The organism is Dechloromonas denitrificans, assembly GCF_020510685.1.
GTDB lineage: Bacteria > Pseudomonadota > Gammaproteobacteria > Burkholderiales > Rhodocyclaceae > Azonexus > Azonexus denitrificans_A.
The window spans coordinates 625,355-644,530 of record NZ_CP075185.1 but is presented as its reverse complement, the minus strand read 5'-3'; the positions used below and the strand labels follow the sequence as shown (position 1 = coordinate 644,530).

The 19,176-nt window shown below is 67.8% G+C and carries 9 protein-coding genes; 3 read left to right on the top strand and 6 right to left on the bottom strand.

Annotated elements, in window-relative coordinates; translation table 11 throughout:
* Positions 1–20: 20 nt before the first annotated feature.
* The 6 genes from KI611_RS03165 to KI611_RS03140 form a co-directional block, all read right to left on the bottom strand.
* Complete coding sequence (locus KI611_RS03165) at positions 21–3,428, bottom strand: UvrD-helicase domain-containing protein (protein ID WP_226418383.1); 3,408 nt, start codon at positions 3,426–3,428, stop codon at positions 21–23.
* 83 nt (positions 3,429–3,511) lie between these two features.
* The gene (locus KI611_RS03160; RefSeq protein ID WP_226418382.1) at positions 3,512–5,350 is read right to left on the bottom strand and encodes a bifunctional diguanylate cyclase/phosphodiesterase; all 1,839 of its coding nucleotides are present in this window, start codon (positions 5,348–5,350) and stop codon (positions 3,512–3,514) included.
* Positions 5,351–5,511: 161 nt separating this feature from the next.
* Positions 5,512–8,217 carry a PD-(D/E)XK nuclease family protein gene (locus KI611_RS03155; RefSeq protein ID WP_226418381.1) on the bottom strand — a complete coding sequence of 902 codons (2,706 nt, stop codon included), beginning with the start codon at positions 8,215–8,217 and terminating at the stop codon, positions 5,512–5,514.
* A gap of 24 nt (positions 8,218–8,241) precedes the next feature.
* Positions 8,242–8,502 carry a hypothetical protein gene (locus KI611_RS03150; protein WP_226418380.1) on the bottom strand — a complete coding sequence of 87 codons (261 nt, stop codon included), beginning with the start codon at positions 8,500–8,502 and terminating at the stop codon, positions 8,242–8,244.
* A gap of 56 nt (positions 8,503–8,558) precedes the next feature.
* Positions 8,559–10,751, bottom strand: a complete 2,193-nt coding sequence (locus KI611_RS03145) for a patatin-like phospholipase family protein (protein WP_226418379.1) — start codon at positions 10,749–10,751, stop codon at positions 8,559–8,561.
* A 66-nt stretch (positions 10,752–10,817) separates the two neighbouring features.
* Positions 10,818–11,477: an OmpA family protein gene (locus KI611_RS03140; RefSeq protein ID WP_226418378.1), complete on the bottom strand. Its 660-nt coding sequence runs from the start codon at positions 11,475–11,477 to the stop codon at positions 10,818–10,820.
* Positions 11,478–11,643: 166 nt separating this feature from the next.
* Between KI611_RS03140 and KI611_RS03135 the strand changes: the two genes are divergently transcribed.
* From KI611_RS03135 to KI611_RS03125, 3 genes are read left to right on the top strand one after another with little or no spacing between them, the layout of a single operon-like run.
* Entirely contained in the window at positions 11,644–13,698 is a 2,055-nt protein-coding gene (locus tag KI611_RS03135; RefSeq protein ID WP_226418377.1) for a site-specific recombinase, read from the top strand.
* A 9-nt stretch (positions 13,699–13,707) separates the two neighbouring features.
* Entirely contained in the window at positions 13,708–15,408 is a 1,701-nt protein-coding gene (locus tag KI611_RS03130) for an autotransporter assembly complex protein TamA (RefSeq protein WP_226418376.1), read from the top strand.
* A gap of 1 nt (position 15,409) precedes the next feature.
* On the top strand, positions 15,410–19,072 hold the full coding sequence (locus KI611_RS03125; protein WP_226418375.1) for a translocation/assembly module TamB domain-containing protein: 3,663 nt from the start codon (positions 15,410–15,412) through the stop codon (positions 19,070–19,072).
* Positions 19,073–19,176: the final 104 nt, after the last annotated feature.

The following is a 19,176-nucleotide window of genomic DNA, read 5'->3' as shown; positions in this document are numbered from 1 at the left end:
AGCGTTTTCCGGCGCCTCGCTTATCCGGCCGGCCGGGCCGGCAATTCGAGCAACTGACCTTGCAGCGGAAAATAGATCGCCATCCGTAGCGGCCGGGCATCGGCACGGAACAAGGCGGCGTAGCGCTCGAGTTGCGGCCGGAACTGTTCGGCGCGTTGCGGCAGATCGACCGCCGACCCGCGCACCGTCTTGTAGTCGACAATCCAGCGGCAACCGTCGGCGACGAAAACGCGGTCGATCACGTGATTCACCGCCGCCTGACGGGCCGCGCCATCGGCGGTCGCCGTATCGGACAGGCTGCTCCACGCCTGCTCGGCGGCGCCTTCCGGATGCTCGGCCAGGACCCAGCGGCCGCTCTCCGAGGTCAGCGTCGTGCGTACCGCCTGTACCGCTTCGGCGGCCCCGCCGGCCGCCGCGCTGGCGTCATGCCCCTGGTTCTGCAGCCAGCGCCGCCAGGCCGGCTCGAGACCGGCCAGGCGATCGACCGGCCAGTGGGCCAAACCCTGCCCGGCAATCAGTTCGAGACAGCGATGGACCAGCGTGCCGACCGACGCCTCGAGCGCCAGGCCGGCTTCGACGGCGTCCGGCTGCTCGGCGTTGCCGGCGGCCGGGGCCGCAGTCGCCGGCAGATTTGCCAGCAGCGGCGGCACACCGGGCGCGATCAGGCGGACCAGCGGCGGCACGAAAGTCGCCGGATCGATCTCGCCGGTCGCTGCAGCCGGCGCCACGCCGCCCCTCAGAGCGGTGGCAAACACCGGCTGGGCGACGCCCGGCCAGAGCAGCTTGAGCAGCGAGCCGCCGGCCGGCGCCTTCAAGCCGTCCTCCTTCTTGTCGTCGGCCTGTGCCACGCCGACCAGGTGCAGGCGGCGGATGGCACGGGTGGCGGCGACATAGAGCAGGCGCTCGTCTTCGTGCGCGGCGCGCTCGCCTTCCAGTTTCTTCAGGTAGTCGTAGGTGCTCGGCAAGTCATTGCCGGCGCCCTTGGCTTTCAGCGGGGCGACCAGCAAATGTTCGCTGCCGTCGGCCCCGGCCACTTCGTCCCAGAGCAGCAGGCTGCTCTCGTTAACCCCGGTGATGCGGTGCAGGCCGGGCAGGATCACGGTCTCGAATTCGAGGCCCTTGGATTTGTGGATGGTCATCATCTGGATGCTGTCGCCAGCCCGGGCGTCGGGCGGCGCGAACAGCTCGGCGGCCGCGGCGGCGAGCGTTTCGGCATTCAGCTTGCGAGCCGCCGCCAGCTTGTCCACCAGCCGGAAGAAAGCCTCGACGTCGGCCATCGCCTCCGGCGCCTCCAGGCACTGCGGGCCGCCGAGCATCAGCCAGACGCCCTCCAGCCAGCGCCGCGGGTGGCGGCGGTCCTGATGCGCGAAGGCCTGGCCCAGGACGGCGCGGACATGACCAAGGCGTTGCCGGCCATCGTCGGACAGCCGGGCGAGACGCGTCTCGTCCTGCATCAGTTGCCAGATGGTGCGCTGCTTGTCGTCCGCCGCCAGCGCGTGCAGATCGGCCAGCAGCAAGCCGCACCACGGGGCGCGCAGGACGGCCAGCCAGTGCACGCGGTCGGCCCGGTGGGCGAGCGCCGAATACAGGGTGAGCAAATCCTGGACATGCTGGCGGGCCGCCAGCCCTTCGATCTCGACCGCCTGGAAACGCAGGTCCGGCGCCCGCCGGCGGATCTCGGCGACGAGCGCGTCGAGATGGCTGCGCGCCCGGACCAGCACGGCGATGCGCTCGTCCGGGCTGACCCGGCGGCTGGCGAGAATCAGATCGAGAACGCGGCGCCCTTCGTCCTCGGCAGCATCGCTGTCGTCGCGGGCAATCAGCGCCTCGACGCTGACCCCGCTGTCGGGGTAGGCGGGCCGGGTGGCGGCCGACTCGGCGTAGCAGACGGCGCCGGAACCGGGATTATCGGCGGCCGGAAAAATGCTGGGAAAACTGGCATTGACCCAATCAACGATGCCGGGAAAGGAACGGTTGTTGCGGAACAAGCGCAGGTGTTCGAGCCGGATGTCGCCGATGCCGCGTTCGCGGACGCGCAGGAACAACCCGACATCGGCCTTGCGGAAGCGGTAGATCGACTGCATCGGGTCGCCGACCACGAACAGCGTCCGGCCGTCGTCCGGCATCCAGCCGCGCGTCAGCTTTTCGATCAACGAGACCTGGCTCGGGCTGGTGTCCTGGAACTCATCGACCAGCAGATGGCGAATGCGGTAGTCGAGCGCCTCGGCCAGGTCGGTCGGTGCTTCGTCATCGCCGAGCGCCAGCCCGGCACGGGCGGCGATTTCGATGAAATCGACCTCGCCGGCCTCCTGAAAGGTCAGCCACAACTGCCCGGCGGCCAGCCGGAGCAGGCGCGAGAAGCATTCGACGGTGGCCCATTCGGCATCGCTCAATTCCGGGTAGGGCAGACTGCCCAACTGACCGAGCCCGGCTTCCAGCTCGGGAACGGCGGCCAGATCGGCGAGCAACTCGCCCATCGCCTCCTTCTGCGCCTTGACCGCCTTGTCGGCCGGAAAACCGATGTTCTTGGTCAAGGCCTTGCGCAGCGTCCCGGTGCCGGTCAGCAGCAGCGTCGCCAGCGCCTGCCAGCGGGCCAGATCGGCGATTTCGCCGGCCAGCGGCGTCGTCCACTCGAGTAGCGGTGCGAGCACTTCCGGCACGTTGGCCGCGGCGAAGCGGGCGAGCGGCATCAGCCGGGCCTGCCAGCCGGCATCGAGCAGCCCGGCCAGCTGCGCCAGATCGCGTTCGATCAGGGCGGCAAAGCCGGCTTCGACTTCGTCCCGCATCTCGCCGCTTTCGATCCGCGTCGCATGGTGCAGCCACTGGTCGCGGCGGCCGAGCATGGCGACCAGCAGGCGCTCCAGGCGGCCGGCATTGTTGTCCATGAAGGCCAGCGCGGCGGCCACCACATCGGCATCGGCCCCCTCGCCTTCGAGCATTTCCAGCGTCCGCCGGGCGGCGGCCGCGTAATGCGCCGCGGCATCGTCGCTGACGCCGGGCTGGCTGCCGAACCGGCTGAGATACGGCATCTGCCGAGCCAGGCTGGCGCACAGCGCGTCGAGCGTGGTGATGCGCAGGCGCCCGGGATGGCCGAGCAGGCCCCAGGTCCGCGCCCGGTCGTGAGCCAGCACCCGCTCGGCCAGCTCGAAAGTCAGGCGTTTGTGCGGCTGTTCCGGCAGTTCGCCGGCCGCGGCGCGTTCCAGGCTGCCGAGGATACGGTCGCGCATTTCGGTTGCCGCCTTGTTGGTGAAGGTCAGCGCCAGCACTTCTTCCGGATGCTCGACGACGGCCAGCAGGCGCAGGTAGCGCTGCGTCAGCAACTCCGTCTTGCCGGCCCCGGCCGGGGCCTCGACGATGAAAGAGGCGACGTCGAGAGCCCGGCGCCGGGCAGTTTCGTCCTCTTGCAGGCGGTCGACCGCAGCGTTCATCTGGTTATCCTGGAAATTGTCCGGCGCGCCACGGCGCGGCGCCCGGCCGCAATTGTCCAATATCTCGGCCGTTTCGTCCCGCCTCAAGTCTCGGCCGGCGAGAAACGAATGCAGTCGCGGCCGGCGTCTTTCGCCCGATACATCGCGATATCGGCCAGCTTGAGCACCTCTTCCTCGGTGAACTCATGATTGAGGAACATCGCGACACCGATACTCGCCGTGCAATGCAGTTCGACGCTGCTCAGCGAACCGTCCTTGGCCCGGACTTCGAGCACGAACGGTTCGCCGATGGCCAAGCGGATCTTGTCGGCGACCATCCCGGCCTCAAGCATCGACGGCCCGAGATCGACGTTGAGTTCGCCCAGCATGACGACGAATTCGTCGCCGCCGAAGCGCGCCACGGTGTCGATCTCGCGGACGCACCGACTGATCCGCTCGGCCGCCTGGACCAGCAGGCAGTCGCCGACGCAATGGCCGTGGATGTCATTGACCGGCTTGAAATCGTCGAGATCGAGGAACATCAGCGCCCCATAGCGGCCACTCCGCCGGCTTGTCGCCATCGCCTGCTGCAAGCGGTCGTTCAACATCCGGCGATTGGGCAGCTGGGTCAGGGCGTCGTAGAAGGCGAGGTGATGGATCTTTTCCTCGGCCGCCTTGCGCTCAGTGACGTCATGGGTGACCACCACCACGTATTTGACCGCCCCCTGCTCGTCGCGGATCACCCCGCCGTGCGACTCCATCAGGCGGATGCTGCCGTCGGGCCGCATGAAACGATACTCAAGATGCTGCCCGACCCCGCTAACGACGCTCTCCCGGAAGGCCTGCACGACGCGCTCCCGGTCGGCCGGATAAACATCGAGAAAGGACGTGGTGCCGGACAGATTGCGCTCGCCGAGCAACTGGGCATAGGACGGGCTGTTGTAAACGCGCCGCCCATTGGGGTCGAGGACGGCGATAAAGCCCTCGATGCTCTCGGCGATCAGGCGGAAGAATTCCTTCTGCTCGCGCAAGGCGTCCTCGACCTGCTTGCGCCCGCTGATGTCGTGGAATTCGCCGAGAATGCACTGTCGGCCATTCAGGACAAACGGGCTGCCATTGATGTCGACGTAGATGATCCGGCCGTCATGGCGACGCACCGGGATGTTCTCGGCGGCCTCGATTTCGCCGCTCACCAGTTGGGCGAAGGCCTGGCTCACCTGCGGCACCTCGGCCGCCGGGTGAATGTCGGGAACGGCGAGTTCCGACAGTTCGTCGCGCGAATAGCCGACCATTTTCAGGAAAGCTTCGTTGGCACTGAGCAGGCGCTTGCTGGCCACATCGGCAACGACCAGGCCGTTGCGCGCCTTGTCGAAAATCGCCCGGTAACGCGCCTCCGACTCCTCGCGGGCGATTTCGGCATTCTTCTTGTCCGAGATATCGGTCAGCGTCACGTGCACGGCGAGCCTTTCATCCTCCCGGCGCACCCCGAGACAATCGAGTTGCAGATAAACGACGCCGGCCGCCGGTCGCTGCAGCTTGAATTCAGCCGTTTGCTGGCCACCGCGCAGGATCAGCGAGGCGAACAATTGTTGCCAGCGCTCGGTATCGTCCGTTGCCAGATAGGCGGCAAAACGGTGGTCAAGCAGGTCGTCGCGCGCGATGCCGAACAGTTCGGCACCGGTCAGATTGATTTCGGCAATCAGCCCGTCGCGCGTCAGGGTCAGATAGCCGACCGGCGACAGTTCATAGAGATCGAGGTAACGGTTGTGCGCCGCCTCGATTTCGGCCAGAGCCTGGCGCAACGCGGCATTCTTGTCTTCCAGCTCGCGTTTCTGGCATTCAAGCTCGTGCAGCAACGCCGGCATCGACAGGTCGGTCCCTCCCGTATCCTGCCGGTGCGCCGCATCGCCTGCTGCCGACGCCCGGCCAGCCTTGTCCTTCATCAGCGGAATCTCCTTGCATGACGCGATGGTGCTGTCGGCAGCACCGGAAAATCAGTCAATTTGCTTTTCCACTATAGGCCAATCCAATGCCAAATAGCTGGCCGACCGGTGGATGCCGCACGTCCACCAGCTAGCATACACCGGCGCCCTGCCGTCGCTGCTCAGTCGGCGACTTTGGCCTGCGCTTCAGCCAGCAGACGCTGGCGCTCGGCCAGACGGAGCAGCGGCTTGACTTCACAGTACTGCAACGCCTTGGCGTCGGCGAAACTGACCCCGGCGACACCCTGGCGAACTTCGCGGGCGACGGCATGCAGGCGTTCGCGCCAGTGCATGACGACGGCGATCCAGTCGGGGAATTCGGCCGGATCGAAAATCTTCTGCTTGTCGTCGCCGACCCCCTGGACACCCGGCAGGATGTCCTTTTCGTCGGCCACCCCGGCGAACCCCGGCTTGTCGAGCAGGACCTTGGCAAAGACCACCGCCGCCACCTCGTCGGCGACCAGCGCCGCGTAGATCGGCAATTGCGGCTCGGTCAGCCGGGCCGCGGCCCAGTTCTTGATGTCGATGGCGGCACCGGTCTTGTAGTCGATGATGACCTGCCGGCCATCGGCCAGCTGGTCGATGCGGTCGACTACCATTTTTACCCGGATCTCCTCGATCTCGACTTCGGCCGGCTGCTCGCAGGCGACCACCGTGAAATCCAGCCCGCGCTTGGCTTCGACGGCCAGCCAGACGATCAGCAGTTTTTCCAGGCGGGCCGCTTCCAGTTGGCGGAAGCGCTCCGGCAAACTCACCCGGCGCTCCGTTTCAAAGGTCTCCAGCGCCTGCCGCACCGCCGCCCCGATGACCTGCGCCAGCGCGGCCGGGGCCAGCGCAGCCAGCGCCTGCGAGCTGCGCACTTCACGCCAGAACGCTTCCAGCGCCTCATGCACCAGCGTGCCGCGAGCCGCCGGATCGAGGCCTTCGACCGGTTCCTCCATGGCTTCGCCGCCCAGCCGGTACTGGTAATAGGCCCAGGCCGGGCAGATCGCCTGGGCGCGCAGCAACCAGCTGCCGCCGGAGACTTTCTCGCCCTCGGCGACCGGCGGGGCCAGCGCATCGGCCCGCTGCTCGCAGGCGATGCCTGCCTGGGCAGCCAGTTGGCGGGCCAGCCCATCGTCGACCGCCGGCCCGGTAGCGGCCGCCGCCAAGCCGGCGATCAGCGGACTGGGGCGGAGTATCCGGTTGCCGTCGGCCAGCGCATACGAAAACGTCACATCGGGCGCGGCGAGCAACAGCCGGGCATGGACGCGCGTCGCGAAATCGAGTTCAACCTCGGCGCTGGCATGCGCCGCGCCGGCCGCCCGCAACAGTTCGGCCGGCAGCAGCGGATTCGGTCGAGGCGCCGGCGGCCAGAGGTCGTCATTCATCCCCATCACCCACAGGGCGTCGAAAGCCAGGCCGGCGCTTTCGAGTACGCCGAGCACCTGGATGGCCGGCTGGCCGCGCGTTTCCGGCTGGAAGATGCGCTGCCGGCAAAGCTGCGTCAGACGACGGACGGCTTCGCCAAACGACAAGGGACCAAGCAGCGCGTCGAAGCGGCCGAAGCCGTCGAGGACTTCGCCGAACGCCCGGCAGGCCTGGAATTCGTGGCTGGACAGCGGCCGCTCGCCGGGCCAGCCAAGCGCTTTCAGCGCCTGGCGGAAACGCGCCGACCATTCGCCGGGCCGCAAGGTTTTCGGCAGACCGTTCAGCGTCTCGATAAAAGCCTGCAGCGCGGCGATTGTTTGCGGACAGAGCGGCGGCGCTTTTTCAGCCAGCCGTTCGGCCTGCCGGATCAGCGCCGACAGCGTCGTGAAATACGGCAGGTCGCGGCGCAGCGTGGCATCGAGCCGAGCCCGCCCGTCGGCTTCGTGCTCGGCAGCCGCCCAGCCGCCGGCCAGCAACAGCGCCGACAAGCGGCTCTGCTCGACCTTGCCGCGGCCTTTGCCGACCGCGCCGACGGCCAGCAGATCGAGGCCGGCGCGGATCAGCGGCAGATCGGCCAGGGTCCGGCCGAGCGAAAAGTTGAAGGAACGCGCCACTTCACCGGCATCGGGCCGAATCAGCGCCGGGTGCAGGGCATCATCGAGGGCGAATTCCAGCCGGTCGCGCACGCCGGCCAGATCGGGTGCCACCACCCCCAGCCGGGCGGCCGGATGAGCGGCCAGCTGGGCGCTCGCCCAGGCCGCGATGGCGGCACATTCGGCAGCGCTGTCGGGACAGGCCAGGCGCCGACGCGTTCCGGCGCCATCCGCTGCACTGCCCTCGTCGAGGCGGTCGGCGGCATTGTCGACGATGACCCCGCGTGCCGTCAGCGCCGCTGCCAGGTGCTCCTCAAGCGGCGTGCGGCGATCGAATCCGGCAAAAAACACGGCCGGCGGCAAGCTGAAATGACCGGCTTCGATCAAGCCGATCAGCTGCCGATGCAGGCTGGCCTGGTCGAGCCAGTGGCCGCTCCGGCAGCGTTTGACGAATTCGGCCTGCCAGCCGAGAAAGAGGCGGGCTTCGTCGGACAGCGTGGCGCCGCTCGGGCGGATCTGCCAGATCGTCGCGAGGGCGTGCGCCTCGGCCGCCGAGGCCGCCATGCCCTGGATATCGAAAAGCGGCGCCGCCTCGGTCAGCGACGCTTCGATAACGTTTTCCCAGAGCAGCCGCTCGGCGAACGGGTCGAGGCCGCCCGGCAGTTCGGCGATGCCGCTGAGCAAGGCTTCGTCGGCCAGCGTCGCCAGCCATTGGCCGACGGTCAGCGCCTGCCGCGTCCGCCAGACGGTTTGCCCGCCCGGCACCGCGCCGCGCAAGGTTTGGGCAAGGCGGGTCGTGGCGCACAGATAGAGGGTTTGGCTCATGCGATTGGCCAGCAGTCCGGTCGCTCAGTTGGCTCTGGCCGGCCGCGCCGGACGGGCGGGGGCCGGCAGCGTCGGACGTTCCGGTTTCGCCGGTTTGACCACCGGCGAGGCCGGTCTGGCCGTCGGCCGCGCCGGGGCCAGCGAACGCGTCTCGCTCCCGAGCGGGCCGGGCATCGCCGGGCGCGCCGGACCCGGCGGACTGGCCGGAACGGCGTTGCTTTGGGCGAGGCCCATGCCGGCCGACAACAGGCTGCCGACCAGGCAGATCAGGAAACGCAATTGCATGATTTTCTCCAGCACATCAATTCGGGCAGTATGCCAGCCGCCGGCACGCGGTGCCGTCAGGGTGTCCCGACAAAAAGGAAAATATTGGAAACGCCGCTGGTCGAGTAGCCGAGACCGAAATAGGCCGGACCGAACGGCGTTTCGCCGCCGATATAGATCGCCGTCGAGTCGAGAACCCCGTTGAGTTTCGATTCGCTGTAGCGCATCCCGACCTGCGCCGCCTCGAAGGACAGCCCGAGGCGCATGTCGCCGCGCAAGCCGAGCGGCAGGCGGCCGATGATCTGCTCGGTGCGCAGACCGGCGTAGCGGATGTCGTCGCCGATGATCTGGTTCGGCGCGAAGGCCGTCATGTTCTGGAAGCCGCCCAGCATTCCCGCATCGTAGAGCGGCAATTCGCCCTTTGGCGAACCGATGTAGCGAAGCCGGGCATTGAACACCGTGCCGCCGAACGCGAAGGCGCCGCGCAGATCGGCATCGGCCCGCGAATAGTTCTGCTGCGGCGAATCGAAATACGACAGCTGGGCGGCCCAACCCCGGGTCGGAAAGTACATCCGGTCGAACTGATCGAAATCGAGTGTTGTCCGCCAGCCGCCGAATTTCTGGTCGGCGCTCGGCAACGAGGGCGAGCCGATATCGAGATCGAAGAAACGATGCCGTTCGACCCAGCCGAGACGGACCGGCCCGAGCAAGCCGACATTGGCCCCGAGGTAGGCGCCGATGCCGCTCTCCGTCGCCTTGTACTGGGCAACCCGGCGATCGTCCTGAAAGACGTTGATCTGGGCCTGCTCGACGCCGGTCGTCGCTTCGGCAAAGAAGCGCTGCGCCGGATCGAGCGGCTGGTAGAAATTGGCCCCCAGGCGATGGGTCGAACCGATTTCGCCGGTGACGATCAGTTCGCCGCCCAGCTTGTTCAGCCAGGTCCGGTGATAGGCGGCGCGCAACGAAAAAGCCGAACCCTGGCTGTTGTCGGCCTGCAGGTTGACGGCGAAGCGCAGGTAATCCGGCCCCCAGCTTTTCTCGACCGGCATGACGCGCAGGATGTTGCGCTCGCGCTGCTGCAGCACCGTGTAATCGACGCTTTCGTAGTAGCCGTCGCCATACATCCGGAGCAAATCGCGGTTGATGCTGCTCGGCCGGATGGTCTGCCCCGGCTCGACATGCAGATGGCGCTCGATCACCGCGCGATTGACCCGGTCGAGGCCGACGATTTCGATCTCATCGATCTTCGGCGAGATCCGGTTGAGCACTTCGATACCCCGCCACCACGCCGCATAGCGCACCGGGTCTACGGCCAGGCGGGCCAGTTGACCGCTCATTGCCTCGGCCGCCTCCCGGCCGCGATCGGCCGTTTCGGCATGGCGCTCGAAATCGCCGGCGGTGATGCCGTTGAGCTCGGGCTTGATGTAGATGTCGTCCGGTCGCAGCGTGGCCAGCGAGCGCGTCACGTTCTGTTCGGTCAGCAGGTTGACCATCTGGGTCGACACCGTCAGCAGCGAGCCGACATCTTCGGCCTTGAGCAGCGGCGAGCCGACATTGACGACGATCACCACGTCGGCCTGGCAGCGCTCGCGCACCTCGCCGATCGGCACGTTGTCGACCAGGCCGCCATCGACCAGCTTGTGCCCGCGATGGAGGACCGGCGCGAGCAGGCCGGGCACCGACATGCTGGCCCGCATCGCCGTCGCCAACGATCCGTCACGCAAGACGACGCGTTGGCCGGTGCCGATATCGGTGGCGATGATCGACAACGGCAGCGGCAATTGCTCGATGCCGCGTTCGCCCTGATTGGCGCGCACCAGCTGGTTGAAGAACAGCTTGATTTTCTGCCCGGCAACGACGCTCGACTGGTATTTGACGCCATTGGTCACGACGCCGCTCTCCGAGCCCGGCAGGTAGCGGCTCGATACCGCCTTGTTGCGATAGCTCATCTCCGAGTATTCGGGATTGTCGATGAACATGTCGTTCCAGTCGGCGCTGGCCAGGCTCTGCCGCATCACGGCCGGCGACATGCCGGCCGCCCAGGCCCCGGCGACCAGGGCGCCCATGCTGGTGCCGGCGACACAATCGACCGGCACGTGCAGTTTTTCCAGCACTTCCAGTACGCCGATGTGCGCCGCGCCGCGCGCCCCGCCACCGCCGAGCACCAGGCCGACGCGTGGCCGGCGCGGTTCTTCGGCGGCGTGCGCGACAAGGGCGACAGCCAGCAGGGCAACAATCAACGGGCGGATCAAACGGCAGCAAATGGGCATGGGACAAAACCGGTAGTTACAAAAAAGCCCTGCCGAAGCAGGGCTTTTCGTTGAAGCGTCGGCTGATTACTTGGTGCCGATGACTTCGATATCAACGCGACGATCCGGTTGCAGGCAGTCGATCAGCGCCTTGGACTTCTTCTCGCCCTTGCACTTGTTGCCGGTGACCGGTTGCTTTTCGCCCTTGCCTTCGGTGTAAACACGGTTGGCTTCGATACCCTTGGCAACCAGGTATTCCTTGACCGCGGCAGCGCGCTTCTCGGACAGCTTCTGGTTGTAGGCGTCGCCACCAATACGGTCGGTATGGCCGACGGCCAGGATCACTTCGAGCTTGATCGCCTGGGCCTTGGAGACCAGTTCGTCAAGCTTGGCCTTGCCTTCCGGACGCAGTACAGCCTTGTTGAAGTCGAACAGGGCGTCAGCGGCGACGGTTACCTTTTCGCCAACAATGCCGGTCTTCGCCGGGGCGGCGCCGGTTGCAGCGCTGGTCTTCGGTTCGCAGGCTTCCTTCGGCAGCAGGTCCTTGTCGCATTCGCAACCGGCGGCGTCCTTGGCGGCAGCAGCCGGGGTCCAGTAGCCGGTACGCCAGCACAGGCCGAAGCCGCTCTTGGCGACGACGTCGCGCTGGTCGATGACATAAACGCGCTCTTGTGCTTGAGCGACATTGGCAGCGAAGCCGATACCGGCCAGCAGTGCCAGAACCAGTGATTTCTTGACGATGTTCATAATGAGGGTATCCCTGTCGAAAATTTTAGACCCCCACATTGTAAGGGAAACCGTCTCAATCTATTACGAATAGTTGCTTTCCTGCGCCGCGGCCATGCAAAGAGAATTCCGGTTTTTCGCCACGGGTCAATTACCATAGGCCCTTGATTTCGATTCACGGATGGTAATGGCAAGCATCAAAAGATTTGTCCATTGGCTTCTCGGCAAGCCAACGTCGAGCGACCAGCCGGTGGTTGCCGCCCTCGCCCGGTTTCGCGACCCGGAAGCCGACGCGCTGGAACTGATCCGCCACCTGATCAGTGTCCTGCGCCCACAGAACCGGCGCGACGATGAATCGGCCGGGCGCTATCAGCGCATGCTGAGCGAACTGGAGGTCGATGGCGAACTGCGCCGGGCTTTTCGTGCCCATATCGTGCATTTCATCGCCGCCCGCCGGCTGATGACCTTCTTTACCGACAGCGGCATCCTGCCGGGTACCGGCTTTTTCTCCGAATGGTGGCGCATCCTGGGCAATCGCCTGCTGCCCGAAGCGCTCGACGAGCGCCAGTTGAAGGACTGCCTGCACGTCATTTTCGACCGCCCCACTGACTGGCGCTGGCTGGAGCGCATCCCCGACGGGGCATCGCAACGTTTCTGGGCGCTCATCGCCCCGGCCGAGGAATTGCGCAGCCTCGACTGGCGCGCCATCGAGGAACAGATGCTCGACGCCGTGCTGCTGCTTGCCCACCGGGTCAGCGGCCTCGGCATCGAGGGCGAGCTGATGCGCGCCTCGCCCGATTTCGACGACCATACGCCACGTTTCATCGCGCTGTCGGCCGAAGCGCTGGACTTCGTCAATGCTTTCCGTGCCGCGCAGAGCGACCCGGCACAGACCGCCGACGACGGCAGCCAGTTGCTGGTCATCGCCGCGCAATGCCAGGACACCCTGCAGCGCATCCGCAAACGGGCCCTGAGCATCGGCACCAGCCTGCACCTGTCCTATATCCTGACGCGCAGCGAGCAAAGCCTGCTGCGCCTGCACGAATTGGTCGCCATCCTGACCGGCGGCGGCCATGCCGAAGCCATCGAGGCTTCGGCCGGCTTCGCCCGCGCCGCCTTCCTCGCCGAGAATCGCCGGAACAGTCTCGGCTTCTACATGACCCAGCTGTCGCGCCTGCTCGCCGTGCGCGTCACCGAGAACGCGGCGCGCTCCGGCGAACACTACATTTGCGAGACGACGGCCGACTACCGCCAGATGTGGCGCTCGGCGGCCGGGGCCGGCGTGCTGATCGGCGGCATGGCGCTGCTCAAGATCTTTACCGCCGACCTGCACGCCCCGCTGTTCGTCGAAGCCTTCCTGTTCAGCATGATCTACGGCCTCGGTTTCGTCCTCATCTTCCTGCTCGGCATGACGGTGGCCACCAAGCAGCCGGCGATGACGGCGCAAACGCTGGCCGGCCTGCTCGGCGATCTGAAGCCGACCCGCGCCGCCGACCTCGAGCGCCTGGTCGATGTCGTCGCGGCGGTCAGCCGCAGCCAGCTGGCGGCCATTGCCGGCAACGTGATGGTCGCCCTGCCGGTGGCCATCGCCATCGGTTTCGGCTTGAGCCACTGGCTCGGCGGGCCGGTCATCTCGACCGACAAGGGCGCCCACCTGATCGCCGATCTCGACCCCTTGAGCTGGGCCCTGCCGCACGCCGCGATTGCCGGCTTCTACCTGTTCCTCTCCGGGCTGATCACCGGCTATTTCGACAACAAGGCGGCCTATGCCAACATCGGCCAGCGCATCGGGCGCCTGCCGGGGCTGCGCCGCCTGTTCGGCGACGAGCGGGCCGGGCGTTTCGGCAACTACATCCAGGAACGGCTGGGCGGCCTGATGGGCAACTTCCTGTTCGGCTGCATGCTCGGTTCGACCGGGGTAATCGGCACCATCCTCGGCCTGCCGCTCGACATCCGCCACATCGCCTTCTCCTCGGCCAATCTCGGCTACGCGCTGATCGGCTTCCAGTTTGCCCTGCCGGTCCAGGCCGTGCTGTGGGCGGCCTTCGGCGTCGCCGCGATCGGCTTCACCAACCTGGCGGTCAGTTTCTGGCTGGCCCTGCGCACCGCCCTCGGCGCCCGGCGCATTCAGTTCGAGCACTGGGGGCCGTTGTTCTCGGCGATCTGGTTGCGCTTGCGCCAACAGCCGCGCAGTTTCCTGCTGCCCCCGAAGCCGTCGGCGGACGCTGCCGCCGGCAGCTAGAATGCGGCGGTGAGCAAAGCCTCGGCGGCGTCCCGGCGCCTCTTCCCCATGCTGTTGATGGCGCTCGCCGCGCCGCTCGCGGCCGGCGAGATCGAGCTGCAGGCAACCGATGCGATCAGCGAACTGCTGACGCCCTACCTGCCGGCCGAGGCCGGCAGCCGGCACAAGCTGGAAGAGCAGCTCGGCGAGATCCTGGCAACAGAGGGCTATTTTTCGCCACGTCTCGAATTCGCCGATAGCGACGGCCGGCTGCTGCTGAAAGTCGATCCCGGTCCGCGCACCACCATCGGCCAAGTCGATGTCGCCATCGACGGCCCGCTCGCGGCCGAGACCCGGGCGGCGCTGATCGCCGGGTGGTCCCTGCCGGTCGGCCGGCCGTTCCGCCAGGCCGACTGGAATACCGCCAAGCAGCAGGTGCTCGGAGAATTGCTGGCGACCGAGCATGCCGGCGCCCGGCTGGTCGATAGCGCCGCCGAAATCGACACCGCCAGCCAGCGCGCGACGCTCAGCGCCCACTACGACGCCGGCCCGCGCTACCGCTTCGGCGAGCTGCGCATCACCGGCCTGCAACGCTACACGCCGGACCTGATCGAACGCTACAACCGCGTCGTCCATGCCGGCGAGCCTTACCGCGCCGACCGCCTGAACACGTTGCAGAGCACGCTGCAAGCGACGCCCTACTTCGCTTCGGTACAGGCGACGCTCGATCCGGCGGCCAGTGACGCCGATATCGATGCCGACGGGACAATCACCGCCCCGGTGCTGCTCGCCGTCCGCGAGCGCCAGCCGCACCGCATCGGCTTCGGGGCCGGCGCCAGCTCGAACACCGGGGCCCGCGTCGAGGTCAATTACCAGACCCCCAATCTCTTCAGTCAGGCCTGGGAACTGAACAGCGGCGTGCGCCTCGAGCAGAAGCGGCAAACCGCCTACGCCGACGTCTTCCTGCCGCCCGACAGCAAGAACCGCCGGCACAGCGTCGGCCTGATGGCCGAAGGCAGCGACATCCAGGGCTTGCGGACCGAGCGCTACGCGTTTGGCGCGCAGACCGTGCAGCAGCGCGGCAGCATCGAACAGCGCCTGTCGCTGAACTGGCAGGAAGAACGCCGCAATCCGGACGGCGCACCGGAAACCACCAGCCGGGCGCTGGTCCCCAACGTGATGTGGACCTGGCGCCGGGTCGACAGCCTGCTCGACCCGCACCACGGCATCGTGCTCCAGGCGCAGGTCGGCGGCGGCGCCAAGGCGGCGCTCTCCGACCAGAACTTCGTCCGCCTGCACGGCCGCTGGTTGCAGTACGTACCGCTCGGCCGGGTCGATACGCTGACCCTGCGCGGCGAGGTCGGCTACACCCAGGCCGATTCGCGCCGGCGCATTCCGCAGGATTACCTGTTCCGCACCGGCGGCACCGGCACGGTGCGCGGCTATGCCTACCAGAGCCTCGGCATCAAGGAAGGCGCGGCGACGGTCGGCGGGCGCTATCTCGGCGTCGTCAGCGCCGAAGCCACGCACTGGCTGAACGACAGCTGGGGCATCGCCGCCTTCGTCGATGCCGGCGATGCGATCGACGACCTCGCCGACATCAAGCTGGCCGTCGGCTACGGCCTCGGCGCGCGCTGGCGCAGTCCGGCCGGACCGATCGGGGTCGATCTGGCCTACGGTCAGCGGACCGGCGAAGTGCAGTTGCACTTTTCCCTGGCAATTCCCTTCTGAGATGCGCCGCGCCCTTGTCCTGAGCGCCGCGCTGCTCCTCGCCACCATTGCCGGCGGCACGGTCTGGCTGGCCGGCAGCGCCAGCGGCCTGCACCAACTGGCCCGGCTGGCCGGCAGCGCCAGCGGCGGCCGGCTGCAGATCGAGCGGCCGAGCGGCCGCCTGCTCGGCCCACTGGATATCGCCACGCTACGCTGGCAAACGCCGGAGCTGCAGGTGCAAGCCGAGCAGATCCATGTCGACTGGTCGCCCGCCGCGCTGTTGCGCGGCAGCCTGGCGATTGCCGAACTGCGTATCGAGCAACTGCACATCGTCAGCGCCCCGAGCGCGGCACCGACGCCGCCGCCGACCGACCTGCGGCTGCCGCTGGCGGTCGACATCGATCACGTGCTGATCGCCGCGCTGCACTACGGCAACCTGCTGACCGCCAGCGACATCGCCGGGCGCCTGAGCAGCGACGGTCGCCACCATCGCCTGAGCGACTTCCGGGCGCGCGCCGCGGATATCGCCGTCAGCGGCCAGGCGACGCTGGATGGCGCGTCGCCCTTGCTGCTCTCGGCCGGTGCCGAACTCACCGGCCAGCTCGCCGAGCAGCCGCTGGCCCTTGCCGTGCAGGCCGCCGGCCGGCTCGAACGCCTGGCGCTGCAGGCCGTCGCCCGCCAGGGCATCGAAGGCGAAGCCGAGGTGGTGCTCACCCCCTTCGCGCCGGCGGCTTTTGCCAGCGCCCGCATCGCCCTCGCCAATATCGATCCGGCCGCCTGGCAGCGTGCCGCGCCCAAAGCCCGTCTCAGCCTGCGCGCCGACCTCGCGCCACAAGGCGACGGCGTGGCCGGCGAATTCACGCTGAGCAACCCGCAGCCCGGCCCGCTCGACCGCCAGCGCCTGCCGCTGGCCAGCCTCACCGGCCGCCTCGACTGGCAGGGCGCCAGCGCCCGACTCGACAATCTCCAGGCCGGGCTGGGCGGCCCGGGCCAACTGAGCGGCCACGGGCAATGGGCGAATGGCGCGCTGGCCCTCGATCTCGATGCCCATAACCTCGACGCGGCGCAAATCGTCTCGGCACTGCGGCCAACCCGGTTGGCCGGGCCGATTACTGCGAACCTCGCCGCCAACCGGCAAGCCATCAAGCTCGACCTGAAGGACCCCAAGTTCACCCTGCGCGCCGCCGCCAGCCATGCCGGTGAGAAAATCAACGTCGATCGCCTGGAAATCGGCGCCGGCGACGCCCGGCTGGCCGCCAGCGGCGAACTGGCGATGAACGACAAGCTGGCTTTCACCGCCCGCGGCGACCTCAGCCATTTCGATCCGAGCCGCTTCGCCAAGGTGCCGGCTGCCCGGATCAATGCCCAGCTGACCGCGCAGGGTCAGCTGGCACCGCGCCCGGTCGTCACGGCCAGCTTCGCGCTGACCGACAGCCTGCTCGCCAAACAGCCGCTGACCGGACACGGCAAGCTGAGCATCGACTGGCCCCGCATTCCGCAGGCCGACATCGCGCTCGCCGCCGGCGCCAACACGCTGCAGGCGCGCGGCGCCTTCGGCCGCCCCGGCGACGCGCTGAGCATCGCCATCGAAGCGAACCAACTGACGCCCTACGGATTGGAAGGCGGCATCAGCGGCCGACTGGCGCTGAGCGGCACGGCCCGGCAACCGAAACTGGCGGCCCGCGCCGAGGCTGCCCTGCTCGGCCACCCGGATTTCGGCCGGCTGAGCGGCCTGACACTGGCGGCGGAAGCCGGCGGTCAGCCCGACTCGCCGCTGCTGATCGACCTCGCCATCGCCCAGCTCGCTACGCCAACCCAGCCGGCCCTGGCCAGACAACTGCGCGTGCACGGCGAAGGCAGCAATCAGGCGCACCGGCTACAAGCCAGCGGCGAACTGGCCGGTCAGCTCGCCCTGAACATGACGGCCGAAGGCGGACTGAGTCAGGGCGCGCACAGCCCGACCTGGCGTGGCCGCCTGCTCGACGCCAGCCTGCGCGGCCCCGAGCCGGCCCGCAATGTCCGCCTGACCGCCCCTGCCGCACTCGAACTGGGTGCCGAGCAGTGGTCTTTCGGACCGGCCCAGCTGGCCGGCGACCCGCTCGACTGGCGGGCCACGCTGCAGGCCGCGGCCGACCCGCGCCAATTGCGGGCCAGCCTGAGCGCCCGCGGCTCGCGGGTCGGCCAGATCGACGGTCAATTGAACGCTGGCATGCAGGGCGCCTGGACGCTCAATCAGCAGGCACCGTGGCAAGGCAGCCTGAAATCCGACATCGCCGACCTCGGCTGGCTGGCCGAACTGATCGGCGACGAATGGCAGAGCGCCGGGCGCTTCTTCGGCAAACTGAAACTGAGCGGCAGCCCGGCCCAGCCGCTGACCAACGGCCGCTTCCGCGGCGAGAAACTGGCGCTGCGCCGGCCCGACCAGGGCCTCAACCTGGCCCGTGGCGAACTGCTCATCGACCTCGACAACAACCTGCTGCGCGTTCGCCAGCTAAGCTTCGACAGCCTGCTGCAAAACATGCCGCGGCCGCTGCGCCTGGCCGGCCGCGAAGCAGTAACCAAGTTGACGGAGCAGCCGGGCCGCCTCGAAATATCCGGCGAGACGCAGATCGACCGCAGCAAGGGCGCCGACAGCGGCTTTCTCGACTTCCACCTCGACCGGCTCGGCGCCTGGCAACTGCCCGACCAGTGGGTAGCCGTTTCCGGCGACGGCCGGCTGACCTGGCAAGGCGACACCTTCGGCGCCAAGGGCAAGCTGGCGGTCGATGCCGGCTACTGGCAACTCGCCCCGAGCGGCGCGCCACGGCTGTCCAGCGACGTCATCATCAAGCGCCCCGGCGCGGCCAAAACGGCCGCCACGCTGCGCCCGAAACTCGATCTCGACATCAGCACCGACCTCGGCCAGAACTTCTACTTCAACGGCGTCGGTCTAGCGACCCGACTGGCCGGCAACATCCGGCTGCAGGCCGCCGGCCGCGACCTGCCACGGGCCAGCGGGACGATCCGCACCCGCGACGGGCGTTTCGACGCCTATGGCCAGCAGCTCGCCATCGAACGCGGCATCCTTACCTTCCAGGGGCTGCTCGACAACCCGGCACTCGACGTCCGCGCCATGCGCAAGGGCCTCAGCGTCGAGGCCGGCGTGCAGATCGCCGGCACGGTGCAGCGGCCGATCGTCAAACTGGTCTCCGACCCGGAACTGCCGGACGCCGAAAAGCTCGCCTGGCTGGTCCTCGGCCACGGCCCCGACCAGATGAGCGCCGGCGACGCGACGGTGTTGCTCTCGGCAGCCAGTGGCCTGCTCGGCAACAACTCGGGCAATCTGGTCCAGCAGCTGAAAACCACGTTCGGCATCGACGAACTCGGCGTCCGCCAGGGCGACATCGGCAGCACCGGTAGCCGCCAGCTGAGCAGCCGGGTGGCCGGCAGCACGGTCGATACGGCGGCCACCACCGGCAACCAGATCCTCAGCGTCGGCAAACGTCTGTCGGCCAACGCCCTGCTCTCCTACGAGCAATCGCTCGGCCGGGCCGAAAGCATCGTCAAGCTGACGGTCAACCTGACGCGGCAAATTTCGCTGATCGGCCGGGCCGGCAGCGACAATGCGCTGGATATTTTCTACACGCTGACCTTCGGGCGCGCCGAGAATCAGCGCCCGCCGCGAGACGCCAGCCAAACCCGATAATGCCATTGTGGTAATCTGCGAGTCGTCGTCGCCGGCCTTGAGCACGGCACCAACAGCCGCCAAACGGCCATCTTGAATGATCCCGCCCGCGCCATAGAAAAACC

Coding starts and splice junctions, on each gene's coding strand:
- KI611_RS03145 (WP_226418379.1), bottom strand. CDS start 10,751: ATGCCCATTTGCTGCCGTTTGATCCGCCCGTTGATTGTTGCCCTGCTG.
- KI611_RS03155 (WP_226418381.1), bottom strand. CDS start 8,217: ATGAGCCAAACCCTCTATCTGTGCGCCACGACCCGCCTTGCCCAAACC.
- KI611_RS03160 (WP_226418382.1), bottom strand. CDS start 5,350: ATGAAGGACAAGGCTGGCCGGGCGTCGGCAGCAGGCGATGCGGCGCAC.
- KI611_RS03125 (WP_226418375.1), top strand. CDS start 15,410: ATGCGCCGCGCCCTTGTCCTGAGCGCCGCGCTGCTCCTCGCCACCATT.
- KI611_RS03165 (WP_226418383.1), bottom strand. CDS start 3,428: ATGAACGCTGCGGTCGACCGCCTGCAAGAGGACGAAACTGCCCGGCGC.
- KI611_RS03150 (WP_226418380.1), bottom strand. CDS start 8,502: ATGCAATTGCGTTTCCTGATCTGCCTGGTCGGCAGCCTGTTGTCGGCC.
- KI611_RS03140 (WP_226418378.1), bottom strand. CDS start 11,477: ATGAACATCGTCAAGAAATCACTGGTTCTGGCACTGCTGGCCGGTATC.
- KI611_RS03135 (WP_226418377.1), top strand. CDS start 11,644: ATGGCAAGCATCAAAAGATTTGTCCATTGGCTTCTCGGCAAGCCAACG.